The sequence below is a fragment of the Bacillus sp. B1(2022) genome (assembly GCF_040259625.1).
GTDB lineage: Bacteria > Bacillota > Bacilli > Bacillales > Bacillaceae > Bacillus > Bacillus velezensis.
Genome location: NZ_JANIFO010000007.1, coordinates 74,927 through 99,514 on the forward strand (window position 1 = coordinate 74,927; position 24,588 = coordinate 99,514).

Here is a 24,588-nt window from a genome sequence, read left to right on the forward strand (position 1 = left end):
TTTATGTTTCATGGTATGTTGTTACTCGAAATTATAGATAGAGGTGTCAATCATATGAGAATGCGCCATAAACCTTGGGCGAATGATTTTCTGGCAGAAAACGCTGACATCGCCATCAGTGATCCGGCCCAGTATAAAGGGCGGTGGAACACGGTCTTTGGCAATGACAACCCGATCCATATTGAAGTCGGTACGGGAAAAGGGCAGTTCATTTCAGGAATGGCCAAGCAGAATCCGGATATCAACTATATCGGGATTGAGCTGTTTAAAAGCGTCATCGTCACTGCCGTCCAAAAAGTAAAGGACAGCGGGGCTCACAATGTCCGTTTGTTAAATATAGACGCGGAAACACTGAATGACGTATTTGAACGGGGAGAAATCAAGCGCGTATATCTAAACTTTTCTGACCCGTGGCCGAAAAACCGCCACGAAAAGCGCCGTTTAACATTTAAAACGTTCTTGAAAAAATACGAAGAAGTGATGGGCGAAACAGGTGAGATTCATTTTAAAACCGATAACCGCGGTTTATTCGAATACTCTCTGAAAAGCTTTTCCGAATACGGCCTGCTTCTGACGGAAGTCAGCCTTGATCTGCACAACAGCGATCCGAAGGGCAATATTATGACAGAATACGAAGAAAAATTCTCCGCGCTCGGCCAGCCGATTTACCGGGCCGAAGTTGAATGGAGAACAAAAGACAGACTCTGATGCGGGAGTCTGTTTTTTTATGCCGCCATTTGCTACCATTACATCAGGAGGGATCAAGATGGAGACATTGAATATTGGGAATATTTCATTAACATGGCTGGACGGCGGTGTAACGCATATGGACGGCGGAGCGATGTTCGGCGTTGTTCCGAAACCTTTATGGTCGAGAAAATACCCCGTAAATGACAAAAACCAGATTGAATTAAGAACAGACCCGATTCTGATCAGAAAAAACGGCCTGAATATATTGGTTGACGCGGGTATCGGCCGAGGGAAGTTCTCTGATAAACAAAAAAGGAATTACGGCGTAACACAGGAATCCAATCTGAAACAATCTCTTCGTGACCTCGGGCTTTCCTGTGAGGACATTCATATTGCCGCGATGACCCATCTTCATTTTGACCATGCATGCGGCCTGACGGAGTACAGCGGAGAGGAGCTTGTCTCTGTTTTCCCGAATGCCCGCATTATCACTTCTGCAACTGAGTGGCGCGAAATGAGAAACCCTAATATCAGATCGAAAAATACATATTGGAGAGAAAATTGGGAGGCGGTACAAAATCAGGTCGAAACCTTTGAAAACGAGTATCAGTTGACAGAAGGCATTACGATGCACCACACCGGCGGCCACAGCGACGGCCACAGCGTCATCGTCTTAGAAGACGGTGGGGAGGCGGCTGTGCATTTTGCCGACCTGATGCCGACGAATGCGCATAAAAATCCGTTATGGGTGCTGGCCTACGATGATTATCCGATGACCTCTATTCCAGAAAAGCAGAAATGGCAGACGTTCGCGGCAGAAAAAGACGCCTGGCTCATTTTCTATCACGATGCGATTTACAGAGCGGTAAAATGGGGAGAAGACGGCGAAGTGGCTGCATCTGTCAAACGGGAGAAAAAATAAGCGGATCGATGATTTGCCTGTATGAATTTCGGGAATAAAAGCAAACCTAAGACAAATTGCTTTGAAAGGAAGAGACAGGTGAATCAATTTCAAGTGACGAAAGATGGAGAAATCAAAACAACTCTGCGCGGATTAGAAGTGCTTTCTACGCCTTTTTTAAATAAAGGGGTGGCCTTTACACAGGAGGAAAGAAAGGAACTCGGGCTCGAGGGGTTTCTGCCGCCGAAAGTATTGACAATCGAAGAGCAGGCGAGGCGGGCCTACGAACAATTCAGTTCGCAGCCTGATGAGCTGAGCAAAAATGTCTACTTGACCGCTCTCCATGATCGGAATGAAACGTTATTTTACAGGCTGTTAAATGATCATTTAGGCGAAATGCTGCCGATCGTATATACGCCGACCGTCGGCACCGCGATCCAGCGTTACAGCCATGAGTACAGAAAACCCCGCGGTCTGTATTTGTCAATAGATGATCCTGAGGGAATGCGCGCCGCATTTCAGCAGTTCGGAAAAAATGAAAACATTGACTTAATCGTTGCCACAGATGCGGAGGGCATTCTGGGAATCGGTGACTGGGGCGTCGGCGGCATCGCCATTTCTGTCGGAAAACTCGCGGTTTATACGGCGGCGGCCGGAATTGATCCGTCACGAGTGCTTGCGGTCGTTTTGGACGCCGGAACAAATCAGGAAAGCCTCTTAAATGACCCGCTGTATGTCGGAAACCAGCATTCAAGAGTGCGCGGCGAGAAATATGACCGCTTTATTGATGAGTATGTCTCGCTTGCCCGGGAAACATTCCCGAATGCGCTGCTTCATTGGGAGGATTTCGGTACGGCTAACGCCCGCGGCATATTAAAACGGTATAAAGATAAAGTCTGTACGTTTAACGATGACATTCAAGGAACGGGCGCGGTATCGCTTGCAGCTGTTTTAGCGTGTGCAAAAGCATCAAAAGTGCCTTTAAAAGAGCATAAAGTCGTCGTCTTCGGCGCGGGAACGGCCGGTATCGGAATTGCTGAGCAGCTGCGCGAAGCCATGGTGCATGACGGATTAAGCGAAGAAGAATCCTACAGCCATTTTTGGTGTATCGACAGAAACGGATTGTTAACGGATGATATGAAGGACTTGCGTGATTTTCAGGTTCCGTACGCGCGCCCTGCTGATGAAGTGAAAGAGTACGGCCGCAGCGGTGAAGGCGGATCAATTGATCTGGCGGAGACTGTGCGTCAGGCCAAGCCGACGATTCTGATCGGCACATCCACCGTATCAGGCGCATTTACGGAAGAAATCGTCAAAGAAATGGCCTCGCATGTCAAACGGCCCGCTATTTTGCCGATGTCAAACCCGACGACATTATCAGAAGCAAAACCTGAAGATTTGATTAAATGGACGGAAGGCCGCGCGCTTGTCACTACGGGTAGTCCGTTTCCGCCTGTTGCGTATAACGGCGTTACCTACCATATCGGACAGGCGAACAACGCGCTCGTATTCCCGGGACTCGGACTCGGCACGATTGTGACAAAAGCAAGGCTCATTACGGACAATATGTTCGTTGCCTGCGCGAATGCCATCGCCGGTATGGTGGACGTCGGCAAGCCGGGGGCGCCGATGCTTCCAAAAGTGGAGGATCTCAGGACGGTATCGGCAACTGTGGCGGTAGCTGTAGCAAAAGCTGCGATTCAGGACGGTGTAGCGGAAACGGAACCCGAGGATCTGATCCAAGCGGTGCAGGACGCGATGTGGCACCCCGTATATAAACGAATTCGGCCGATGTAACCGAATAAAGCCCAAAACGCTGATGGTTTTGGGCTTTATTTTTTGCTTGTCCGAATTATGAGGCGACAGAATCAATGACATCGACAATCTGGCCTGTTTTTGCATTGACCATAACTTCATATTGCTCCAGTTCGCCGAATGCCGAACGTGTCACGCCGGTCTTGTATACCTGGATGGTTTCTCCGTTTACCTGGTAGGGCTCTGGCTCTGTGTAAATCCATGATCCGTCTATCGGCCCGCGCTGTTTAAAAGCCGCTTTCACGATACGGAGCGCTTTTTCTGAAGAGATATAAGGTTTCATCGCATACTTTTTCACTGCGATGGCAGCGCATAATCCGACTCCTGCACCTAAGAGAAAATGACGTAATTTCAATATGAAGCACCTCCAATTATGTCGTAGTTTTTATTATACAGAAGATGCCAGACGGTGTTAAGTAAAGCGGCGGTTTTACAGCCCATTCAATCTGAGCGCTTGGAAAACGGTTGTTTTTCTAATAAAATAAAAGCATTACATAGAAATGAGGGGAAAATATGAATGAGGAAACGAAAACGCTTTTCCGGACGCTGACGCAGCTTCCCGGTGCACCGGGAAATGAACATCAGGTCCGCTCCTTTATGAAACGGGAGCTTGCGAAATATGCGGATGACATCGTGCAGGACAGACTCGGAAGTGTTTTCGGAGTAAGGCGCGGCGCTGAAGATGCGCCGACCGTTATGGTAGCCGGCCATATGGACGAAGTCGGGTTTATGGTAACGCAGATTACGGATAACGGCATGCTGAGATTTCAGACGCTCGGCGGCTGGTGGAGTCAGGTGCTGCTTGCCCAGCGCGTCGAGGTGCAGACGGATAACGGACCGATTATCGGCGTCATCTCAAGCATCCCGCCCCACATTTTAACGGATGCCCAGCGCGCAAAGCCGATGGAGATCAAAAATATGATGATTGATATCGGTGCCGATGACAGAGAGGACGCGGTCAAAATGGGGATCAGACCGGGACAGCAGGTCGTGCCTGTCTGCCCGTTCACCCCGATGGCCAACGAGAAGAAAATATTGTCCAAAGCGTGGGATAACCGCTACGGCTGCGGGTTAAGCATTGAACTATTAAAAGAGCTGCACGGAAAAGACCTGCCGAACAATCTGTACGCCGGGGCCACCGTTCAGGAGGAAGTCGGCTTGAGAGGGGCGCAGACAGCGGCCAACATGATTCAGCCTGATCTCTTTTTCGCGCTTGATGCCAGCCCGGCAAATGATATGAGCGGCGATAAGGAGCTGTTCGGCCGTCTCGGCGAGGGGGTGCTGCTCCGCATTCTCGACAGAACGACGGTCATGCACCGCGGGATGAGAGAGTTCGTCCTTGATATGGCGGAAACGCACAATATCCCTTATCAATATTTCGCTTCAGGCGGGGGAACGGATGCCGGACGGGTCCACATATCAAACAGCGGGGTTCCGTCTGCCGTCATCGGCATTTGTTCAAGATACATTCATACAAATGCCGCCATCATCCATGTCGATGATTATGCCGCGGCGAAAGAAATGCTCATTAAGCTGGTCATGGCGAGTGACAAACAGACGGTCGAAACGATCAGAGAAAATGTGTAAAAAAATAAGCAGGACCGCATAAAGGCGGCCTGCTTATTCTGTTTCAAATAAATAAGAGAGTGCTTTCATCGCTTGATTGACGGTTTCGACCGTGATATTCGCTTTTCCGGAAAGCTCTTTCAGCGGATGATGAAGTTCTTTCGGACGGATGAGAATGAGCGGCTTTCCTTTTGCGATGGCATAAGAAGCATCCATCGCGGTATTCCACTGCTTATATTTCTCGCCAAACAAGGCGATTACAAAATCGGCTTTTTCCATCAGCACCTCTGTACGGAAATTGTTGATATCAGAAGCTCTGGCGTCTTTTAAAACAGAATCGGGCTGCACGCCCATAATCTCTTCTCCGATATTGTCTGAGCGTTCATGGTTTTCCATCGGGCCGACAAACGTAATCGGCAGGTCCAGCGCTGTTGCTTTTTGTTTGATCTCGTCCCGCCAATCACTGTGGATTTCACCCGCTAAATACACGACAAACTGCATCTTTCGCCCCTCCTTATGTACATATTCATATTTTCGTACGGCTACAAGCAAAATGGTAAACGAAACTTGCTTGATAATGCAAATGAAATATGATAATGATATTGCATATAGTTGGTCTTGCCGTAAACAGTCTGGTATGATCCAATTGGACAAACATCAGCATATAAAAAACTCATAATCCAGATGGAGGAATGACAATGAAAAAGATTGAAAGCACGGAAGAATTGCAAAAAGCGGTACAAGACGATTGGGCGGTATTTATGTTTTCAGCGGATTGGTGCCCGGACTGCCGCTTTGTGGAGCCGTTTCTCCCTGAGCTGGAAGCGGACTTTCCTGAATTCACTTATTACTACGTAGACCGCGATCAATTTATTGATACATGCGCAGAATGGGAAATTTACGGCATTCCGAGCTTTGTTGTGTTTAACGGAGGAAAAGAAGTGAACCGCTTCGTCAGCAAAGACCGTAAAACAAAAGAAGAAATTGAGCAATTTTTAACCGATTCCCTTGCTAAAGCATAAAGGAGGCCACGGGCTTTGAAAATGACGTCAAGGAAGCTGGCGGATTTATTAAAACAGCGCCTGCAGCACGAGAACCGATCCTTCTTTTTTGACAGAGAAAAAGACACCCTCCGTGTTGAGGATCAAACGACCAAAAAAGGCATCACATTGGAGCTCCCGCCGATCATTGCGAAGTGGGAGACGAAAAAAGAAGAAGCGATCGACGAAATCGTCTACTATGTGTCAGAAGCAATGGAGGCGATGGAAGGCAGCGGACAGGAGATGTCCGGAAAGGAAGCCGGTATCTATCCGGTCATCCGCTCCACATCATTTCCCGATCAAACGAGCGACGGCATTCCCCTCGTGTATGATGACCATACGGCCGAAACGAGAATCTACTACGCGCTTGACCTCGGCAAGACGTACCGCTTAATTGACAGCCGTATGCTCGAGAAAGAAAACTGGACAAAAGAACGGATCAGGGAGACGGCGTCATTCAATCTCCGCTCTCTTCCTTCAGTTGTGAAACAGGATACGGTTGCGGACAATTATTTTTATTTTTTCAGGGCGAATGACGGCTATGACGCCAGCCGGATTCTCAATGATTCGATTCTTCATGAATACAAGCAGGCCGCTGAAGGCGAATTGGCGATTTCCGTCCCGCATCAGGATGTATTAATACTTGCTGACATTCGAAATGAATCGGGTTATGATATTTTAGGGCAAATGTCCATGAGCTTCTTTGCAAGCGGCACGGTGCCGATTACGGCCCTTTCATTTCTGTATAATGAAGGCAGACTGGAACCTGTGTTTATCATGGCGAAAAGCCGGCCGAAAAAGGATTAGAAAGGATTTTTCTTATGAACGCTTTTTACAATAAAGAAGGTGTGGGAGATACGCTTCTGATCTCTCTTAAAGATGCGGCACGCGAAGAAATTGCCTATGAAAGAGAAGGCGATGTCATCAGAATCTTTAACAAAGAAACAAAAGAAACGACGGGCTTTAACATTTTTAATGTGTCTTCTTATCTACAGATTGAGGACAACGGCCCCGTCGCTTTGTCTGAGACATTCGTTCAGGATGTGAATGAAATACTGAACAGAAACGGCGTTTCAGAAACGCTGACGGTTGACCTTTCTCCGAAATTTGTTGTCGGTCACATTGAATCGAAAGAAAAACATCCGAATGCGGATAAACTGAATATCTGCCAAGTGAATGTGGGAGAGGAAACCCTTCAAATCGTTTGCGGCGCGCCGAACGTGGACAAAGGGCAAAAAGTCGTCGTCGCTAAAGTCGGCGCGGTGATGCCAAGCGGGCTTGTGATTAAAGACGCTGAATTAAGAGGCGTTCCGTCAAGCGGCATGATCTGCTCCGCGAAAGAACTCGCTTTGCCGGATGCGCCGGCGGAAAAAGGGATTCTTGTTCTTGAAGACAGCCGCGAGGCCGGCGAAGCATTTCAATTCTAACTCCCATAAATAAGCGCACAGAATCGAATGATGTGAGAGAAAGCCGTTAAGCATGCCTGCTTAACGGCTTTCTTCAGTTGGGAGCTTAATCTTTTCTGAGCCGCCCGGCAATGGTATACTAAATATCGTCCCAGACTACTAAAAAGGGAGTTAGAGAGTGATTAAACATGAGTTGGCTGAATAAATTTTTTGACTTATTTTTAGGTGAAAAAGAAGAAGAGCATGAACGTGAACCAAACACGCATGCCCAAATCCCGAAACAGCAGATACCGGATCAGCCAGAAGGCAAATTCACGCGCATGGAAGATCCTAAAATATATTACGAATATCCGAAAGGGAATTTCCGCTTCCCTGTCGTTCCGGACGGCTATAAGCGAACGGAGCAAAACCAAAGACAGCGGGAAAGGCACGAACGCCGCCAGCCGTCCCGGGATTATGCCGCCGGGAAGGAGCAAACCGAGCGGAAACAGCATACACATAAAGAGCCTGATACGGTGAAAAAGCCGTTTAAACCGTCATCCATTCCTTCACCGGTTTACGGCTTTCAATCTCAGCACAGCATAAAAAAAGCGCCTATATCCGAAAAGCGGCGTGAAGAGAACGTAACATTGCTGTCAGAGGAGGAATTTGTTCCGCCAAAAGCCGGTCAGGAAACGGAAAAAGAGCCCGTCTTCACAACATCCGGCATAACAAAACAGACGAATGACCGGCCAGAACAGTTTGCGAAACAAGAAACGGAAGAAATCCCGGCCGTTAAAAAAGAGGAGCTTCACACCGAGGCTGAGAATGCAAAAGAGCAAGTGTTTGCAGCAGCAGAACCGCAGCAGACTGAAGAGCGGGAGCACACGGAAAGCGCGGAGTCTGCCGGCTTTACAGAAGAACAAGAGCATGAACAAACCCGCCCGCAGCCTATTAAAGAGCCTGAGTATGAAGCATCCCGAACGGCTGAAAACACAGAGGAACAAGCGGCGCCGCAGGAGGAACATCAGGAGCCTGAGCCGGAAAAAGCACCGCCTTATGAAACCGCAGAAGAAACGGCGTATACATACAAAGAACCCGGATACGATGAGGAAGTTCAGCCGCAGTCTGAAGACAAGCCCGAATCAGCTGAAACCGACGCGGAACAGGAAGCAGACTCTCAGCCTGAGTACAATGAAGTCACGCGGCATTCAGACCCCGAGCCTGAACCTGCAAGCATCGAGACGGCCGATGCCCCGTCCCGGCCTGCCGAAGAAAAAACGGAGCACCAAGGACAGCCTCAGACTGTGAAAAAAGCGGAGCGGCCGAAAGAGCGCAATGTACCGTTTAACGTCATGATGCTTAAAAGCGATAAACACAAGCAGGCGAAGACGCCGGAGGGCGGAGCGAGCTATGTCTTTCCGAATCTGTCGCTTCTGGACGTACCGCCGGCGCAAAGACATGACGACCAATCGTGGATTGAAGAACAGCGCGAGCTTTTAAACGTTACGCTGAAAAACTTTAATGTGCGCGCCCAAGTCGTTCATGTCACACAAGGCCCGTCCGTCACACGTTTTGAAGTGCATCCTGAGCCCGGAGTTAAAGTAAACAAAATTACAAACTTAGCAGATGATATTAAACTGAGCCTGTCTGCCAAGGATATTCGGATTGAGGCGCCGATCCCCGGTAAAAACACGATCGGCATTGAAGTTCCGAACCGCGTAAGCAAAGTCGTTGATTTAAGGCAGATGATCAGAAGCGCCGCTTTCAGGACGAATCCGTCTCCGCTTACAGCCGCGCTCGGTGTCGATATTTCCGGAAACCCGGTCGTCATTGATTTGAAAAAGATGCCGCACGGGTTGATAGCGGGTGCGACAGGATCGGGAAAAAGCGTTTGCATCAATACCATTTTGGTCAGTCTGCTTTATAAGGCGGATCCGAGTGATGTCAAAATGCTTCTGATTGATCCGAAAATGGTCGAGCTTGCGCCTTATAACCAAATTCCGCATTTGGTCAGCCCCGTCATCACGGACGCCAAAGCCGCGACCGCCGCGTTAAAATGGGTTGTGGAAGAGATGGAACGGCGATATGAACTGTTTGCCCATTCGGGTGTGAGAGATATCGGCCGCTTTAATGAATTAACCGCCGATCATAAGACAGGCGAAAAGCTTCCGTACCTCGTAGTGGTCATTGATGAGCTTGCCGATTTAATGATGGTCGCGCCGAACGATGTGGAAGAAAGCATTGCCAGAATCGCGCAGAAAGCGAGAGCCTGCGGCATTCATCTGCTTGTCGCGACACAGCGTCCGTCTGTCGATGTCATTACCGGAATGATCAAGGCAAACATACCGACGAGGATTGCATTCTCCGTCTCAAGCCAGGTAGATTCGAGAACAATCATCGACATGGCGGGAGCGGAAAAGCTGCTCGGAAAAGGCGACATGCTGTACTGGGAAAACGGTACCGGAAAACCGGTGCGCCTGCAGGGAAACTTTGTATCCGACAGAGAAATTGACCGCGTCGTCTCTCATGTCAGAAAGCAGCTGCCGCCTTCTTATTTGTTTGAACAGGAAGAACTGATCAGGCAGGGAACCGCCCTCAAGGAAGAAGACGAACTGTTTCCTGAGGCGTGCCAATTCGTCGTGGAGCAAAACAGCGCCAGCACCTCAAGCCTTCAAAGAAGGTTCAGAATCGGTTATAACCGCGCCGCGAGGCTGATTGACATGATGGAAGCCGAAGGCATGATCTCAGAAGCGAAGGGCAGCAAACCCCGTGAAGTGCTGATTACGGCCGCTGACATTGCTCAAGAATAAGAATATCGTTCATTTTTCTCACAAACATGGTATGATAGTGGATGGACCATCAAAACTGCATCACTGTCACGCGCTGAAATATCATGCGGCAGGTTTAATCAAAAAGAAAGTTACAGATACTGACGATAACGTAAAAATAAATGGAAGCGCCGCTGTGCGGGCTTTTTGCCCGCGGCGGTCGCAAAATGAAATGAGCGTCATATACTGGGGAACAGATAGACGTTTGTTGGAGGTACGATTATGACTGTTTATCATTTTGTTGGAATAAAAGGGACAGGTATGAGCCCGCTTGCTCAAATCCTGCATGATACAGGGTATCAGGTGCAGGGATCGGATATCGAGAAGCAGATTTTCACTCAGGCTGCCCTTGAAAAAAGAAATATCCCGATCTATCCGTTCAGCGCCGATAACATCAAACCCGGCTTAACGGTAATCGCCGGAAACGCATTCCCTGATTCTCATCCGGAAATCGCAAAGGCGCTCGCTGAAGGGATTCCTGTCATCAGATATCATAAATTTTTAGCTGAATATATGAAAAAATACACAAGTGTCGCGGTAACGGGCGCACACGGCAAGACGTCCACAACGGGCCTCTTGGCACACGTGATGCAGCAGGCGAAGCCGACTTCGTTTCTTATCGGGGACGGAACGGGCAGAGGAAATGAAAGCAGCGAATACTTTGTATTTGAAGCCTGCGAGTACCGCCGTCATTTCTTAAGCTATCAGCCTGATTATGCGATTATGACGAATATTGATTTTGACCACCCTGATTATTTCGCCAACATTGACGATGTGTTTGATGCTTTCCAAAACATGGCGCTTCAAGTCAACAAAGGCATCATTGCCTGCGGTGATGACGAGTACCTGCCGAAAATTCACGCCAATGTGCCTGTCGTTTATTACGGCACGGGAGAAGAAAATGATTTTCAAGCGAGAAACATCGTAAAAAATACGGAAGGCACGACATTTGACGTCTTTGTCCGCAATACGTTTTACGATACGTTCTACATCCCGGCATACGGGCATCACAATGTCCTCAATTCCTTAGCGGTCATTGCGCTCTGCCACTATGAAGAGATAGACGTGAACATGATTAAGCTCGGGCTTGAATCATTCGGCGGCGTCAAACGCAGATTCAATGAAAAAGTGATCGGCAGCCAGGTATTGATCGACGACTACGCCCACCATCCGACTGAAATCAAAGTCACGATTGAGGCGGCGCGCCAAAAATATCCCGAACGTGAAATTATCGCGGTATTTCAGCCGCATACGTTTACACGGACGCAATCATTCCTTGATGAATTCGCAGAAAGTTTAAGCGCGGCCGATCGCGTGTATCTGTGCGACATTTTCGGCTCTGCCCGCGAGAACGTCGGCAAGCTCACGATCACGGATCTTCAGGAAAAAATCGATAACGCAGAACTCATTGAAGAAAATGACACATCCGTGTTAAAAGCGCATGAAGGCGCAGTGCTGATCTTCATGGGCGCCGGAGACATTCAAAAATATATGAGAGCCTATGAAAACGTCATAGCGTAACGAAAAAGCAGTGGGGCTCTCACTGCTTTTTTGCGCGTGCTGCAAAGGGATTTACCGAGAAACGGAGAAATAGTATACATACAGATCTTTCATATATGTTTATCATTTTAAGAATTGGGTATATACCACTATATCCTGCATTAAGGAGGTATTAGATGATCATCATTCTTTACTTAAGCGTCGCACTCATTGCCGTTGCATTTCTCATCCTCGTCATCTATCTGTCCAAAACATTAAAGTCCGTGCAGATGACTTTAACAAACGTTGCCTCGACTTTAGACGGCCTTGAAGGGCAGATGAAAGGCATTACCGCAGAGACAACCGAGCTGTTACATAAGACAAACCGTCTCGCGGAAGACATTCAGGAAAAGTCAGAGAAATTAAATACGGTTGTCCATGCTGTCCAGGAAGTGGGAACTTCCGTCCAGCAGTTTAATACATCCATAAAGCAGGCAGCAGGTTCCGTTACGGCCTCTGTAAGAGAGAATCAGGATAAGATCAGTCAGGTTGTCACCTGGAGCCAGGCCGCTATGGAAATATGGGACAAGTGGAAGCAAAAGAAAAAAACATCGCTTTAATCATAAGAAAAATCCACTAAGGAGGAATCATAATGAGCAAAGATGGAATCAATAGTAAGGATTTTTTAATCGGAACGCTGATCGGGGGAATTATCGGCGCGACAACGGCGTTGTTTCTGGCGCCTAAATCAGGTAAGGAGCTGCGCGACGATCTCGGCAGTCAGGCTTCTGCGTTAAAGGATAAGACGGACAGAATGACGGCCGACGCGAAAGAAAAAGGCTCTCAATATGTCAGCATCGCCAAGGACAAAACATCTAATATCACCCAGCTGGTAGCTGATCAGTCAGGCCAGATTATGAATAAAGTGAAGGATTTAAAAGACCGTTCTAAGAGCACACTAACCGAGAAAGCCGAAGAGACGAGAAGCGAAATGCAGGACACGGCCCAAAGCATCAAGGCCGAAGCGGAAGACGCCGGGGAAAAAGCCGGTCAGGCAAATCGCTGATCTTCAATAAGGAGAGATAACCGACATGACAAAACAGCTGATATCGTCTGAAGAAGAGTTCAAAAATGCCGCTGAGAAAGAAAACAAGCTGGTGTTTTTGAAACACAGCACAACCTGCCCGATCAGCCAAGCCGCGTTTCAGGAGTTTGACGCCTTTGCATCGGAGCATTCGGAAGTGCCTTCTTATTACCTGCAGGTGCAGGACAGCCGGCCGCTTTCAAACTATATCGCCGAGACATACGGCGTGAAACATGAAAGCCCGCAAGTATTCGTCATTGCAAACGGCGAAGTGAAATGGCACGCGTCTCATTCACAAATCACAAAAAACGCAATAGAGCAGCACCTTTCATAATGCTGGCCGCCGGTTGATACCGGCGGTTTTTTTTTTGAAAAAAACTATTGATCATTTCAGCCGGATCATGTAGGATATCAATATATACCGCTTCAACGCATAAAAGCTTAAAAGCGTTTTTGTGATAAAGCCGAATGTGAAAAAATTTATTATTTCATATTCCTATTTTCGCATAACTGTAGTAAGATGCATGTTAACCATTAAAATAAAACATAGCATAGAAGGGATGAAAAAGATGAGCAACAAGGAATTAGAGAGCCTAAGACAGCAGGCAGACGCACTAAACTTAGAAATCCTTAAATTAATCAATGAACGCGGAGCCGTTGTAAAAGAAATCGGTAAAGCAAAGGAAGCACAGGGTGTCAACCGATTTGACCCTGTCAGAGAGCGTACAATGCTTAACCGCATAATTGAAAGCAATGACGGCCCATTTGAAAACTCAACGATCCAGCATATTTTCAAAGAAATTTTCAAAGCCGGACTTGAACTTCAAGAAGAGGATCACAGCAAAGCGTTGCTCGTCTCCCGGAAGAAAAAAGCAGAAGATACGATCGTTGATATTAAAGGTGAAAAAATCGGTGACGGCGATCAGAGATTCATCGTCGGACCTTGTGCCGTCGAAAGCTATGAGCAGGTTGCCGAAGTCGCGGCCGCAGCGAAAAAACAAGGCATTAAAATCCTGCGCGGGGGCGCGTTTAAACCCCGCACAAGTCCGTATGATTTCCAAGGTCTCGGCGTAGAAGGCCTGCAAATTCTTAAACGTGTCGCTGATGAATATGACCTCGCGGTGATCAGTGAAATCGTAACGCCCGCCCACATTGAGCAAGCGATTGATTACATTGACGTCATTCAGATCGGCGCGCGGAACATGCAAAACTTTGAATTGCTGAAAGCCGCCGGTTCCGTTAAAAAGCCGGTATTGTTAAAACGCGGTCTTGCTGCAACAATTTCAGAGTTCATCAATGCAGCTGAATACATCATGTCACAAGGAAACGACCAAATCATTCTTTGTGAGCGCGGTATCAGAACGTACGAAACGGCAACGAGAAACACACTCGACATTTCTGCCGTGCCGATTTTGAAACAGGAAACTCACTTGCCGGTGTTTGTTGACGTCACACATTCAACAGGCCGCCGCGATCTCCTGCTTCCGACAGCAAAAGCGGCGCTTGCGATCGGCGCTGACGGCGTGATGGCCGAAGTTCACCCTGATCCTTCCGTTGCCCTTTCAGACTCTGCGCAGCAGATGGATATACCTGAATTCGAGAAATGGCTGAACGAATTAAAGCCAATGCTGAAAGTAAAAGCATAATACAACGTTCCGCTCTTTAAAGGCCGCCACGCGCGGCTTTTTTTTCGTATCTTCATTTTATTTAATTATAAAATGAAAGTGAACGTTTTCATCACTGGGAAAAACGTGTATAATTTCATGAGAGATATTTAAATTTGATGAATAATGAAAAATAATGTACACTACTGACTTACGCTTACAATCATAAACGACAGAATGCGAAATCGTACGACATTTCTTTACATAAAGTGTTTATGCTATAGATAAGGATAAGTGTATCCAGTAAAAGGAGTGGTTTCAGTGAGCAACATTACGATATACGATGTGGCCAGAGAAGCAAATGTCAGTATGGCGACTGTTTCCCGCGTCGTGAACGGCAACCCGAATGTAAAACCGACGACCAGAAAAAAAGTATTGGAAGCCATTGACCGGCTCGGCTATCGCCCGAATGCGGTGGCAAGAGGGCTTGCAAGCAAAAAAACGACTACGGTCGGCGTCATCATCCCTGATATCTCAAGCATTTTCTACTCTGAACTTGCGCGTGGAATTGAAGATATCGCGACGATGTACAAATATAATATTATTTTAAGCAACTCGGACCAAAATCTTGAGAAAGAACTGCATCTGTTAAATACGATGCTCGGCAAACAAGTGGACGGTATCGTATTTATGGGCGGCAACATTACGGACGAGCATGTCGAAGAATTTAAGCGCTCTCCTGTGCCGATCGTCTTGGCGGCATCAGTGGAAGAACAGGGCGAGACGCCTTCTGTCGCCATTGATTATGAACAGGCGATTTATGATGCCGTTAAGCTTTTCATTGATAAAGGGCATCGCGATATTGCACTCGTCTCCGGACCGATGCAAGAGCCGATCAACCGTTCGAAAAAACTGCAAGGGTACAAACGGGCGCTTGAAGAAGCGGCGATTCCGTTTAACGAGCAATTCGTAGCGGAAGGCGATTACACCTATGATTCCGGTATGGAGGCGCTTCAAAGCTTGATGGGCCTTGACCGGAAACCGACGGCGATTCTTTCTGCGACGGATGAAATGGCCCTCGGCATTATCCATGCGGCCCAAGATCAAGGTCTTTCGATTCCTGATGATCTTGATATTATCGGTTTTGACAATACGAGATTGAGCCTGATGGTCCGCCCTCAGCTTTCAACAGTCGTGCAGCCTACGTACGATATCGGCGCCGTGGCGATGAGACTTTTGACAAAACTGATGAACAAAGAGCCGGTTGAAGAGCAGATCGTCGAATTGCCTCACCGCATCGAATTAAGACAATCAACCAAGTCATAAAAAAACGGAAAAGCAAGCTTCACTCTGAGGGGTGGAATCTTGCTTTTTTACTTGAGTAAGGAGAAGATATGAAACGTTTTGATTATCTGACGCCCGTTGGCTTTATGTTAGGCTGTATTATTGTCGCAATCGGTATTCTGTCAGGGACGGGACTGGCGGGAATCAGTTCATTTTTAGATCTGACTTCTTTTTTAATCGTCACAGGCGGCCTTGCTGCGGCGATCTTTATCAGCTTTCCGCCGAGGGATTTAAAGAAAACCCCTTCTGTACTGAAACAGGTATTCTCCCGTCAGGATGACAATGTGAAAGAGCTTGTCAGAGTATTTGTCAGCCTTTCGGAGCAGGCGCGCAGGCAGGGGCTTCTGTCTCTGGATGACCAGGCGCGTGAGATCAAGGATCCGTTTTTAAAAAAAGGGCTTTTGCTTGCGATTGACGGCTGGGACGAGGAAACGATCCGGCTGGTGATGGATTCTGAGATCGCCGCGATGGAAGAAAGACACAGAAAAGGAAGACGCGTTTTTGAAAAAGCCGGTGATTTCGCACCCGCCTGGGGAATGATCGGGACGCTCGTCGGACTCGTTCTCATGCTCAAAAACTTAAATGACCCGCATACCCTCGGACCGAACATGGCCGTTTCGCTATTGACGACGCTGTACGGAGCGCTGCTTGCCAACTTGGTATTTATCCCAATCGCGGCAAAGCTTGAAGAAAAAACGGAAAGTGAAATTTTCATCAAACAGGTCATGATCGAAGGGGTTGTCGGCATCCAATCGGGCAAAAATCCCCGCAACCTCGAAAGTCAGCTCGTCGTCTTCAGCTCAAGAGAAGACTGGCGTAAAGGACAGCCTGCGAACAAGAAAAAGGGCGCTGTCCATGAAGCTTAGAAAAGAGCGTTTTGAAAGAAGAAACAAACCGGAACATTCCGGCGGTTCACCGAGATGGATGGTGACGTTCGCTGACTTGATCACGCTCATTCTCGTGTTCTTTATATTGCTTTTTTCGATGTCGCAAATAGACGCGGAAAAATTTCAATCTGCCGTTTCATCGATTCATACAAAAGGCAGCGGGGGTGAACCGGCGTCATCAGACAAAGCAAACGAAAATAAAGAACAGGATTTGCTGTTACAAAACGTGAAGACATACATAAAAGCGCATCATTTGAGTTCGAAATTGACGGCGAAGCGCGATGAGCGCGGAGTGGTTCTGGTGCTGCAGGAGGCCGTTCTGTTTCAGACGGGAAAAGCGGATGTGCTGAAAAACGCCGAGCCGGTTCTGCATCAGATCGCGGTGCTTTTAAAAACAATTCCGAATGACATACAGGTAGAAGGCCATACGGACAGCCGCCGGATTTCCACCTATCAATTTCCGTCAAATTGGGAGCTGTCGTCTGCAAGAGCGGCGAGTGTGATCCGGTATTTTACCGCGAATGAAGACTTTTCCGCCAAACGGTTTATCTCTGCCGGGTATGCGGATACGAAACCTGTGAAGGACAACAAAAGTCCCGGACATATGAAAGAAAACCGCCGTGTAGAAATTGTGATCAAAAAAACGACCTCCTCATAAGGTCGTTTTTTATTTAGTTTTATACCGCTGCTCAGACCGGATGGCAAAAAGTGCTTTTTCCACGGTTTGGGCATTTTTTTCTGAAATTTCTTCTTTGCGGGGAATCGGAGGATATAATTGTTCAGGATCACTCCAAAAAGCGGGCAACGTGCAGGGGGAGTGCTTCTGCCATTTATCAATCCATTTCTGCGGTATGCGCTCCCCGGGATCAATCCCTTTCATCTCAAGCCAAATGCGGCTCCACGCTCTCGGGACGACTCTCCAAATATCGTATCCGCCGCCGCCGACCGCGATCCATCTGCCGCTGCAATATTGATGGGCTAATGAATGAGCAAGCCGCGGGATCTCCTGATAAATGGAGATTGTATTGGACAGGTGTGTCAATGGGTCGTAATAATGGGCGTCCGCACCGTTTTGGGTAAGAATCACATCCGGCTTGAAAAAAGCCGCGATTTCTGAGGCGGCCGTATTGTAAGCGTGAAGAAAGGAATCGTCCTCTGTGAAAGCGTCCAGCGGAATGTTAAAAGAATAGCCGTAGCCCTGCCCGCTTCCTTTTTCCAGTACCTGTCCCGTCCCGGGAAATAAATAACGCCCGGTCTCGTGAAAAGAAACAGTGCAGACATCAGACCTGTCGTAAAACGTAAATTGAACGCCGTCGCCGTGATGAGCGTCTGTATCAATGTATAACACTTTTGCCCCGTAGTTCTTCTGGATGTATTGGATGGCCACGGCGCTGTCATTATAGATACAAAAGCCTGAGGCCCTGCCGCGGAAGCCGTGGTGAAGGCCGCCTCCTAAATTGCAGGCGTGGCTAGCTTGTCCCGTCATGACATAATCAGCCGCCGTTAAGGTGCCGCCCACCAGAAGTGACGCGGCTTCATGCATGCCGGCAAAAACGGGGGTGTCTTCCGTTCCGAGACCGTAGCTTTCTCCTTCTGCGGCAGGGAGCCGGCCCGCACCCGCTAGTTCCACCGCCTGTATATAATCCTCCGTATGAACGAGAGCCAGCTCTTCTTTAGCGGCCGTGCGCGGTGTGACGATATCTCCTTCGTCAAACGCATCCGCCGCCTGAAGCAGATCGTATGTTAAAAGCACACGACGCTGATTGAACGGATGTTCCTGATGAAATTGATACGTCTGATAAGAAGGCGAGTAAACAAAAACGCTGTCTCTCATGGCTGATCCCTCAAATGTTTCGGCCATAAGACATTGTATCCGGCTTCTTGAACGGCACGGATAAAAGGGAGCGGATTCATCGTCTTCACCCGGAAGACGAGAATGTTCGACCCGGCGGACTCATGGGGATAGACGAGCACACTCAGGATTTGCAGCTGAAGATCACGGCACATGCAGCTGAGATCAGCAAGGCTTTTTGTCATATCCGTCACCAGGATTTCCACCTGTGATCCCGGCTGGGCCGCGCCTGTCAGGCTGACGAAAGTCCGGAGCACGTCGGTTTTCGTTAAAATGCCCGTCAGCTTATGGTTTACCGTAATCGGCAGACAGCCGATGCCGTGCTCATAAAAGGAAGCGGATATTTCTTCCACAAAGTCAAGCGGATGGGCGCAGATGACATTGCGCTTCATAATGGTCTCCACTTTGTTTGTCAGAAACGCGCCGCGTTCCTTTTGTTCAAAGCTGCCGGGGCCGGCCTGTTTAATGTCTCTGTCTGTGACAATACCGATGACGTGCAGCTCGTCGTCGATGACAGGGAGATGGCGGATATGATATATCTTCATTTTACGGACGGCTGTTTCAATGGAGTCGTGTTTTGAGACGGTGATGACGTCCCGTTTCATGATTTGTTCTGCAATCATCTTTTTATCCCCTTTGTATGTCAGTCAATACATAAATCGCTGATAAAAACGAAGCCTGTCGAACTGTTCAATTGACTCCTGACTGACGTGCCTGCCGATGCGGGCCATCAGACAATTGGCCGGATGAGAGCTGATTTCCGGTTCATCCGTTGCGAACCAGACAAGACCCCCGGCATTCATCATCTTTTCCATGATCTTTCTGTATTCCCACACATCTTTTTTCATTCCTTTTAAATCCCAATGCCAGTAATATTCCGTCGTCATGATGATGTACCGTTCCATCTGTTCATCCATCATGCTGACTGTCAGCAAAGTTTTTCCGACAGAACAGCCCCTGTAGCCGGGAGCGACCTCGATCGCCCCGAGTTCAAGGAGGTCTTCCATATTTCCGTCAGACCACCGTTCAAGCGGATCAGGATATAAATACGTCACATAGCCGATAATCGTCTGTCCGTCCCTGGCAATAATGATCCGACCTTCAGGAAGCCCGGCGATCTCGATTAACGCTTTGTGCTGTTCATGAGGAAGGCGAAAGGCTGTCAGGCCTTCATGAAACTCATACTGTGCTAGGTCCTCTGGAGGAACGGGCCCTTCTACCAAAAGAGGGCCGGCTGCTGTCTGAATTGTTGAAGAATGGTACGTTTTATGATGTTTCACTGATTCACCGCCTGTCGGTTCTTAATAAAAACACATCTCTTTTAAGCATAACAAAATATAAAGCGTTTTCAATAGTGTTGTAATTTATATTTTAAAAATTGAGAAAACTGTGAACATCTACTATAATTAGTCTATAGATAAGCAAAGGGGGATGTTGCATGAATTTGAAAGCGTTGCCGGCGGAAAAGGGGAATTATCATCTGCGAAATTATGAGGAAACGTACCGCAGCTTCGATTGGAAAGAGGTCGAAGCTGCATTTTCCTGGCATCAGACGGGGAAGCTGAATGCGGCGTACGAAGCGATTGACCGTCATGCCGAATCATTTCGAAAAAACAAAGTAGCGCTATATTACAAGGACGCAAACCGGGATGAAAAATACACATTTAAAGAAATGATGGAGGAATCGAACCGGGCGGGAAATGTACTGAGACGGTATGGAAACGTGGAAAAAGGGGACCGCGTTTTTATTTTCATGCCGCGTTCGCCGGAGCTTTACTTTATCATGCTCGGCGCAATTAAAATCGGTGCGATCGCCGGTCCTTTATTTGAAGCATTTATGGAAGGCGCCGTCAAAGACCGCCTCTTGAACAGCCAGGCAAAGGTTGTCGTGACAACACCTGAACTGGCCGAACGGATTCCGGCGGACAGCCTGCCCGACCTCGAGCATATTTTCATTGTCGGCGGCAGCAAAGAAGCGGGAGATAAAATCATTCATTATGATAAAGCGGCTGAGGGAGAAAGCACGAGACTTGATATTGAATGGATGGACAGAAGAGACGGCTACCTGCTTCACTACACATCAGGATCTACCGGAACGCCTAAAGGTGTGCTCCACGTTCATGAAGCCATGATTCAGCAATACCAGACCGGCAAGTGGGTGCTTGATCTTAAAGAAGACGATATTTACTGGTGCACTGCGGACCCGGGCTGGGTGACCGGGACGGTGTACGGGATATTTGCGCCGTGGCTGAACGGAGCGGCGAATGTAATCGTCGGCGGCAGATTCAGTCCGGAAAACTGGTACGGCACGATCGAGAAGCTCGGTGTCAGCGTCTGGTACAGCGCTCCGACGGCTTTCAGAATGCTTATGGGCGCCGGAGATGAAATGGCATCCAAATTTGACCTTACTTCACTTCGTCACGTCCTGAGTGTCGGAGAACCTTTGAACCCCGAGGTCATCAAGTGGGGACATAAAGTATTCGGCAAGCGCATCCACGACACGTGGTGGATGACAGAAACGGGCGGACAGCTCATTTGCAATTATCCTTGCATGGAGATCAAGCCGGGTTCAATGGGGAAACCGATTCCGGGAGTGGAAGCGGCGATCGTTGACAATCAGGGAAATGAGCTTCCGCCGTACCGAATGGGAAATCTCGCCATTAAAAAGGGCTGGCCGTCGATGATGGATTCCATTTGGAACAACAAAGAGAAATATGATTCTTATTTCATGCCGGGCGGCTGGTATGTTTCCGGAGATTCTGCTTATATGGATGAAGACGGTTATTTCTGGTTCCAAGGCAGAGTCGATGATGTCATCATGACATCCGGCGAGCGCGTCGGCCCGTTTGAAGTCGAAAGCAAACTTGTTGAACATCCGGCGATTGCCGAAGCCGGCGTCATCGGAAAGCCGGACCCTGTCCGGGGAGAAATTATTAAAGCATTTATCGCGCTCAGAGAAGGGCATGAGCCATCCGATCAGCTGAAGGAGGACATTCGCCTCTTTGTAAAACAGGGGCTTGCCGCGCATGCCGCACCGCGGGAAATTGAATTCAAAGATAAACTTCCGAAAACACGGAGCGGAAAAATCATGAGACGTGTGCTGAAGGCGTGGGAGCTGAACCTGCCGGCAGGCGACTTGTCCACAATGGAAGATTAAAGACGGCGTTGACATCGTATCTTATTTATGTTAAAAATGAGTAAGCTTCATACGAAAAGGTTTTGATTGAGACAAGTAGGGTATCTGATTGTTCAAGAGAGCTGATGGCCGGTGAAAATCAGCACATAAGATATGCCGAATACACTCATGAACCGCTTTTGCGAACAAAGCCATTCCAAGGCTTTCAGTAGTGAAAGAACGGACACGGTCCGTTATCAAAAAGAGTGATAAAAGCTTTTTTATGCTTTTATTAGTAGGGTGGTACCGCGATTATATCGTCCCTTCGTTTTAAACGAAGGGGCGTTTTTTATTTTCATAAACAAAGGAGCAGACAAAATGACTAACTTATTAGAGGATTTATCATTCCGCGGCTTAATCCAGCAAATGACGGATGAAGAAGGACTGAATAAACAGCTGAACGAGGAAAAAATCCGTTTATACTCAGGGTTTGACCCGACGGCTGACAGCCTGCACATCGGACACCTTCTGCCGATATTGACACTGCGCCGTTTCCAGCTTGCAGGCCACCATCCGATTGCGCTTGTAGGCGGTGCGACGGGACTGATCGGCGATCCGAGCGGCAAAAAAGCGGAACGTACGTTAAATACTCAGGATATCGTTGTCGAATGGTCGCAAAAAATTAAAAATCAGCTTTCACGATTTTTAGATTTCGAGGCCGGAGAAAACCCCGCTGTCATAGCGAACAACTTTGACTGGATCGGAAAGCTGAGCATTATTGAATTTCTCCGTGACGTCGGAAAGAACTTCGGAATTAACTACATGCTTGCGAAAGATACTGTAAGCTCAAGAATTGAAACCGGAATTTCTTACACGGAATTCAGCTACATGATCCTGCAATCCTACGATTTTCTGAATCTGTACAGAGAAAAGAACTGCAAACTCCAAATCGGAGGCAGTGACCAGTGGGGCAACATCACGGCCGGTCTTGAACTGATCAGAAAATCAGAAGAAGAAGGGGCGAAAGCTTTCGGTCTTACCATTCCGCTCGTCACAAAAGCTGACGGCACGAAATTCGGCAAAACGGAAGGCGGCGCCATTTGGCTTGATAAAGAAAAAACATCGCCGTACGAATTCTACCAGTTCTGGATCAATACAGATGACCGCGACGTCGTCAAATACTTAAAATACTTTACTTTCTTATCAAAAGAGGAAATTGAAGCTTATGCTGAAAAAACGGAGACTGCTCCTGAGAAAAGAGAAGCGCAGAAACGTCTCGCTGAAGAGGTGACTGTTCTTGTACACGGCCGCGAAGCGCTTGAGCAGGCCGTTCATATCTCCCAGGCGCTGTTCAGCGGCAATATTAAAGAGCTTTCCGCTCAAGACGTCAAGGTAGGATTTAAAGATGTACCTTCGTTTGAAAAAGACCGCTCTGAAGAACTGTCTTTAGTAGACGTGCTTGTGGAATCTAAATTGTCGCCTTCAAAACGGCAGGCCCGCGAAGACATTCAAAACGGAGCTGTTTACATTAACGGCGAGCGCCAGACGGACATCGGGCATCTTCTGACTGCGGAAGACCGCATTGAAGATCAATTTACCGTACTGCGCCGCGGAAAGAAAAAATACTTCCTGATCACGTACTGAAAATAAAAAGCAGTCCGGCCGCTCAATGCGGCAGGCTGCTTTTTTATGTTTTGTGAATACTGCACGGGGAAATGAGTACAGTACATAGTATAAGCAAAACAGGGAAGGGGTGCTGCGCCGTGAATTTCATGTTTACCATCGCAAAAGAAAGATTGCAGCGGGATCATTGGGAACAGCAGCAAAGCATAAACGCCGAAGCCAAAGCCGAGGAATCAGAGACGGAAGAAGAAAATCCGACATCATAAAGGTAAAGCCTCCATTCTGCGGAATGGAGGCTTTTGATTGTCACCATATCAGCCTGACGGCGGCCATCAGCACGACTCCTGTGATGACCGTGATGGATAAGCTTTTTGTCCGCATCGCGCAAAGCAATGTCGGGATGAGAACGATCATTGCTTTCCAATCAAAGGTCAAAGCGCTGTTTGTTTTCACAATCATGCTTTCCGTTACCAGAGCCGTCAAAATACAAAGCGGAATAAAGGAGAGCCATTTTAAAGCCAACTCAGGCATCTGAATGTTCCGGACAAATATAAACGGAACAATGCGCGGCACAAGTGTAACAATCATGCAGCCGAGTATAATCCAGATCATTTGTGTGCTGATGCTCATTTGTCCGTCACCACCCCGATCGTTGCCACAATCACGGTTGAGACGATGACCGCGATGTGTGACGGGACGAAATACGATAACAAGACCATAAAAATGATCATATAGAGAATTAAGGAGAGGCTGTGCTTCAGCTTTTCCGAAGCGGACGATTGCAATTGCAGCACAAGCAGCGCCGCAAACATAGCGGGCAAAGCAAAGTCCAGGCCGAGCGCGTAAGGATCAGATATCCATTGTCCGAGAAGCCCGCCCATCACGCAGGAAATAACCCAGCACATGTAAGCGGTTATATTGAGGCCGTTCATCCATTTATCGTATAACCTGCCGTTCTGAGCCGCTTTGTTCACCGCTACCCCGAAAGATTCGTCAGTAAGCAAAGCCCCGAAACCGATATTTTTCGCCAAAGAGTATTTCGTGAAATACGGCGCGATGGTCAGGCTCAGCAGAAGGTGCCGCAGATTGACGATAAACGTCGTTAAAATAATGGCGGAAATCGGACTCCCGGAAACAAGGAGCGAGCAAATAATAAATTGGGCGGCGCCGGCATAGACACACAAAGATAACAAACAAATTTCAAGAATGCTTAGATGAGAGGCAACGCCAACGATGCCGAAAGCAAAACCGATGCTCATATAGCCCAGCAGCGTAGGCACACAATCCCGCACCCCCTGTAAAAACGTATCGTTCATTTCCCGGGAAACGGCGGTTTTTTGGACTTCTGTGTTAATCATTTTTTATACTCCTT

General features: G+C 48.0%; 26 protein-coding genes and 1 other annotated feature. Of the genes, 19 read left to right on the forward strand and 7 right to left on the reverse strand.

Going from position 1 to position 24,588, the window contains the following annotated elements:
• Positions 1 to 54: 54 nt before the first annotated feature.
• From trmB to NQS30_RS13510, 3 genes are all read left to right on the forward strand, one after another.
• Positions 55 to 708 carry a tRNA (guanosine(46)-N7)-methyltransferase TrmB gene (gene trmB, locus NQS30_RS13500; RefSeq protein ID WP_003152359.1) on the forward strand — a complete coding sequence of 218 codons (654 nt, stop codon included), beginning with the start codon at positions 55 to 57 and terminating at the stop codon, positions 706 to 708.
• Positions 709 to 766: 58 nt separating this feature from the next.
• A complete protein-coding gene (locus NQS30_RS13505) occupies positions 767 to 1,612 on the forward strand; it encodes a YtnP family quorum-quenching lactonase (RefSeq protein ID WP_015240405.1) in 846 nt (281 codons plus the stop codon).
• Between the two features lie 78 nt (positions 1,613 to 1,690).
• Entirely contained in the window at positions 1,691 to 3,388 is a 1,698-nt protein-coding gene (locus NQS30_RS13510) for an NAD-dependent malic enzyme (RefSeq protein ID WP_007408782.1), read from the forward strand.
• Positions 3,389 to 3,443: 55 nt separating this feature from the next.
• Here NQS30_RS13510 and NQS30_RS13515 read toward each other — a convergent pair whose 3' ends face one another.
• Positions 3,444 to 3,761, reverse strand: coding sequence for a PepSY domain-containing protein (locus NQS30_RS13515; protein WP_003152366.1), 318 nt, complete (start codon positions 3,759 to 3,761; stop codon positions 3,444 to 3,446).
• Between the two features lie 158 nt (positions 3,762 to 3,919).
• Between NQS30_RS13515 and NQS30_RS13520 the strand changes: the two genes are divergently transcribed.
• A complete protein-coding gene (locus tag NQS30_RS13520; protein ID WP_003152370.1) occupies positions 3,920 to 4,993 on the forward strand; it encodes a M42 family metallopeptidase in 1,074 nt (357 codons plus the stop codon).
• A gap of 33 nt (positions 4,994 to 5,026) precedes the next feature.
• Here NQS30_RS13520 and NQS30_RS13525 read toward each other — a convergent pair whose 3' ends face one another.
• Positions 5,027 to 5,473, reverse strand: coding sequence for a YtoQ family protein (locus tag NQS30_RS13525; RefSeq protein WP_014418659.1), 447 nt, complete (start codon positions 5,471 to 5,473; stop codon positions 5,027 to 5,029).
• A 197-nt stretch (positions 5,474 to 5,670) separates the two neighbouring features.
• On the opposite strand from NQS30_RS13525, the gene NQS30_RS13530 reads away from it, so the two are divergent.
• The 12 genes from NQS30_RS13530 to motS all read left to right on the forward strand — a co-directional run bounded on the left by NQS30_RS13530 (position 5,671) and on the right by motS (position 17,284).
• On the forward strand, positions 5,671 to 5,994 hold the full coding sequence (locus NQS30_RS13530; RefSeq protein ID WP_003152373.1) for a thioredoxin family protein: 324 nt from the start codon (positions 5,671 to 5,673) through the stop codon (positions 5,992 to 5,994).
• Positions 5,995 to 6,009: 15 nt separating this feature from the next.
• The gene (locus NQS30_RS13535) at positions 6,010 to 6,819 is read left to right on the forward strand and encodes a DUF1444 domain-containing protein (RefSeq protein ID WP_012118213.1); all 810 of its coding nucleotides are present in this window, start codon (positions 6,010 to 6,012) and stop codon (positions 6,817 to 6,819) included.
• Between the two features lie 14 nt (positions 6,820 to 6,833).
• A complete protein-coding gene (ytpR, locus tag NQS30_RS13540) occupies positions 6,834 to 7,439 on the forward strand; it encodes a YtpR family tRNA-binding protein (protein ID WP_042635429.1) in 606 nt (201 codons plus the stop codon).
• Between the two features lie 167 nt (positions 7,440 to 7,606).
• The gene (locus NQS30_RS13545; protein WP_124692778.1) at positions 7,607 to 10,210 is read left to right on the forward strand and encodes a DNA translocase FtsK; all 2,604 of its coding nucleotides are present in this window, start codon (positions 7,607 to 7,609) and stop codon (positions 10,208 to 10,210) included.
• Between the two features lie 240 nt (positions 10,211 to 10,450).
• Positions 10,451 to 11,749 carry a UDP-N-acetylmuramate--L-alanine ligase gene (murC, locus tag NQS30_RS13550; RefSeq protein WP_032873626.1) on the forward strand — a complete coding sequence of 433 codons (1,299 nt, stop codon included), beginning with the start codon at positions 10,451 to 10,453 and terminating at the stop codon, positions 11,747 to 11,749.
• Positions 11,750 to 11,904: 155 nt separating this feature from the next.
• Positions 11,905 to 12,327 carry a DUF948 domain-containing protein gene (locus tag NQS30_RS13555; protein WP_007408777.1) on the forward strand — a complete coding sequence of 141 codons (423 nt, stop codon included), beginning with the start codon at positions 11,905 to 11,907 and terminating at the stop codon, positions 12,325 to 12,327.
• Positions 12,328 to 12,359: 32 nt separating this feature from the next.
• Positions 12,360 to 12,773: a YtxH domain-containing protein gene (locus NQS30_RS13560; protein WP_003152380.1), complete on the forward strand. Its 414-nt coding sequence runs from the start codon at positions 12,360 to 12,362 to the stop codon at positions 12,771 to 12,773.
• 25 nt (positions 12,774 to 12,798) lie between these two features.
• A complete protein-coding gene (gene ytxJ, locus NQS30_RS13565) occupies positions 12,799 to 13,125 on the forward strand; it encodes a bacillithiol system redox-active protein YtxJ (RefSeq protein WP_025285121.1) in 327 nt (108 codons plus the stop codon).
• Between the two features lie 235 nt (positions 13,126 to 13,360).
• Entirely contained in the window at positions 13,361 to 14,437 is a 1,077-nt protein-coding gene (locus tag NQS30_RS13570; RefSeq protein ID WP_003152383.1) for a bifunctional 3-deoxy-7-phosphoheptulonate synthase/chorismate mutase, read from the forward strand.
• 279 nt (positions 14,438 to 14,716) lie between these two features.
• On the forward strand, positions 14,717 to 15,721 hold the full coding sequence (gene ccpA, locus NQS30_RS13575) for a catabolite control protein A (RefSeq protein WP_015240399.1): 1,005 nt from the start codon (positions 14,717 to 14,719) through the stop codon (positions 15,719 to 15,721).
• 68 nt (positions 15,722 to 15,789) lie between these two features.
• On the forward strand, positions 15,790 to 16,605 hold the full coding sequence (motP, locus tag NQS30_RS13580; protein WP_218791327.1) for a flagellar motor protein MotP: 816 nt from the start codon (positions 15,790 to 15,792) through the stop codon (positions 16,603 to 16,605).
• Complete coding sequence (gene motS, locus NQS30_RS13585) at positions 16,595 to 17,284, forward strand: flagellar motor protein MotS (RefSeq protein ID WP_007408774.1); 690 nt, start codon at positions 16,595 to 16,597, stop codon at positions 17,282 to 17,284. The genes motP and motS overlap by 11 nt, the downstream gene beginning before the upstream one ends.
• Positions 17,285 to 17,293: 9 nt before the next feature.
• Here the strand turns inward: motS and NQS30_RS13590 are convergent, their stop codons facing one another.
• From NQS30_RS13590 to NQS30_RS13600, 3 genes are read right to left on the reverse strand one after another with little or no spacing between them, the layout of a single operon-like run.
• Positions 17,294 to 18,460 carry an acetoin utilization protein AcuC gene (locus NQS30_RS13590; protein WP_015240398.1) on the reverse strand — a complete coding sequence of 389 codons (1,167 nt, stop codon included), beginning with the start codon at positions 18,458 to 18,460 and terminating at the stop codon, positions 17,294 to 17,296.
• Positions 18,457 to 19,101, reverse strand: a complete 645-nt coding sequence (locus NQS30_RS13595) for an acetoin utilization AcuB family protein (protein ID WP_007408772.1) — start codon at positions 19,099 to 19,101, stop codon at positions 18,457 to 18,459. The genes NQS30_RS13590 and NQS30_RS13595 overlap by 4 nt, the downstream gene beginning before the upstream one ends.
• Before the next feature lie 24 nt (positions 19,102 to 19,125).
• The gene (locus tag NQS30_RS13600) at positions 19,126 to 19,758 is read right to left on the reverse strand and encodes a GNAT family N-acetyltransferase (protein WP_132105506.1); all 633 of its coding nucleotides are present in this window, start codon (positions 19,756 to 19,758) and stop codon (positions 19,126 to 19,128) included.
• 158 nt (positions 19,759 to 19,916) lie between these two features.
• Here NQS30_RS13600 and acsA point away from each other — a divergent pair, with 158 nt between their 5' ends.
• From acsA to sr7p, 3 genes are all read left to right on the forward strand, one after another.
• Positions 19,917 to 21,635: an acetate--CoA ligase gene (gene acsA, locus NQS30_RS13605; RefSeq protein ID WP_007408770.1), complete on the forward strand. Its 1,719-nt coding sequence runs from the start codon at positions 19,917 to 19,919 to the stop codon at positions 21,633 to 21,635.
• Between the two features lie 53 nt (positions 21,636 to 21,688).
• Positions 21,689 to 21,921, forward strand: a binding site (T-box leader).
• Positions 21,922 to 21,971: 50 nt separating this feature from the next.
• Positions 21,972 to 23,237, forward strand: a complete 1,266-nt coding sequence (tyrS, locus tag NQS30_RS13610) for a tyrosine--tRNA ligase (RefSeq protein WP_007613147.1) — start codon at positions 21,972 to 21,974, stop codon at positions 23,235 to 23,237.
• A 119-nt stretch (positions 23,238 to 23,356) separates the two neighbouring features.
• Entirely contained in the window at positions 23,357 to 23,482 is a 126-nt protein-coding gene (gene sr7p / locus NQS30_RS13615) for a small protein SR7P (protein WP_007408768.1), read from the forward strand.
• A 40-nt stretch (positions 23,483 to 23,522) separates the two neighbouring features.
• Here sr7p and NQS30_RS13620 read toward each other — a convergent pair whose 3' ends face one another.
• On the reverse strand, positions 23,523 to 23,846 hold the full coding sequence (locus NQS30_RS13620) for an AzlD domain-containing protein (RefSeq protein WP_007408767.1): 324 nt from the start codon (positions 23,844 to 23,846) through the stop codon (positions 23,523 to 23,525).
• Complete coding sequence (locus tag NQS30_RS13625; RefSeq protein WP_003152395.1) at positions 23,843 to 24,574, reverse strand: AzlC family ABC transporter permease; 732 nt, start codon at positions 24,572 to 24,574, stop codon at positions 23,843 to 23,845. The genes NQS30_RS13620 and NQS30_RS13625 overlap by 4 nt, the downstream gene beginning before the upstream one ends.
• Between the last annotated feature and the right edge of the window lie 14 nt (positions 24,575 to 24,588).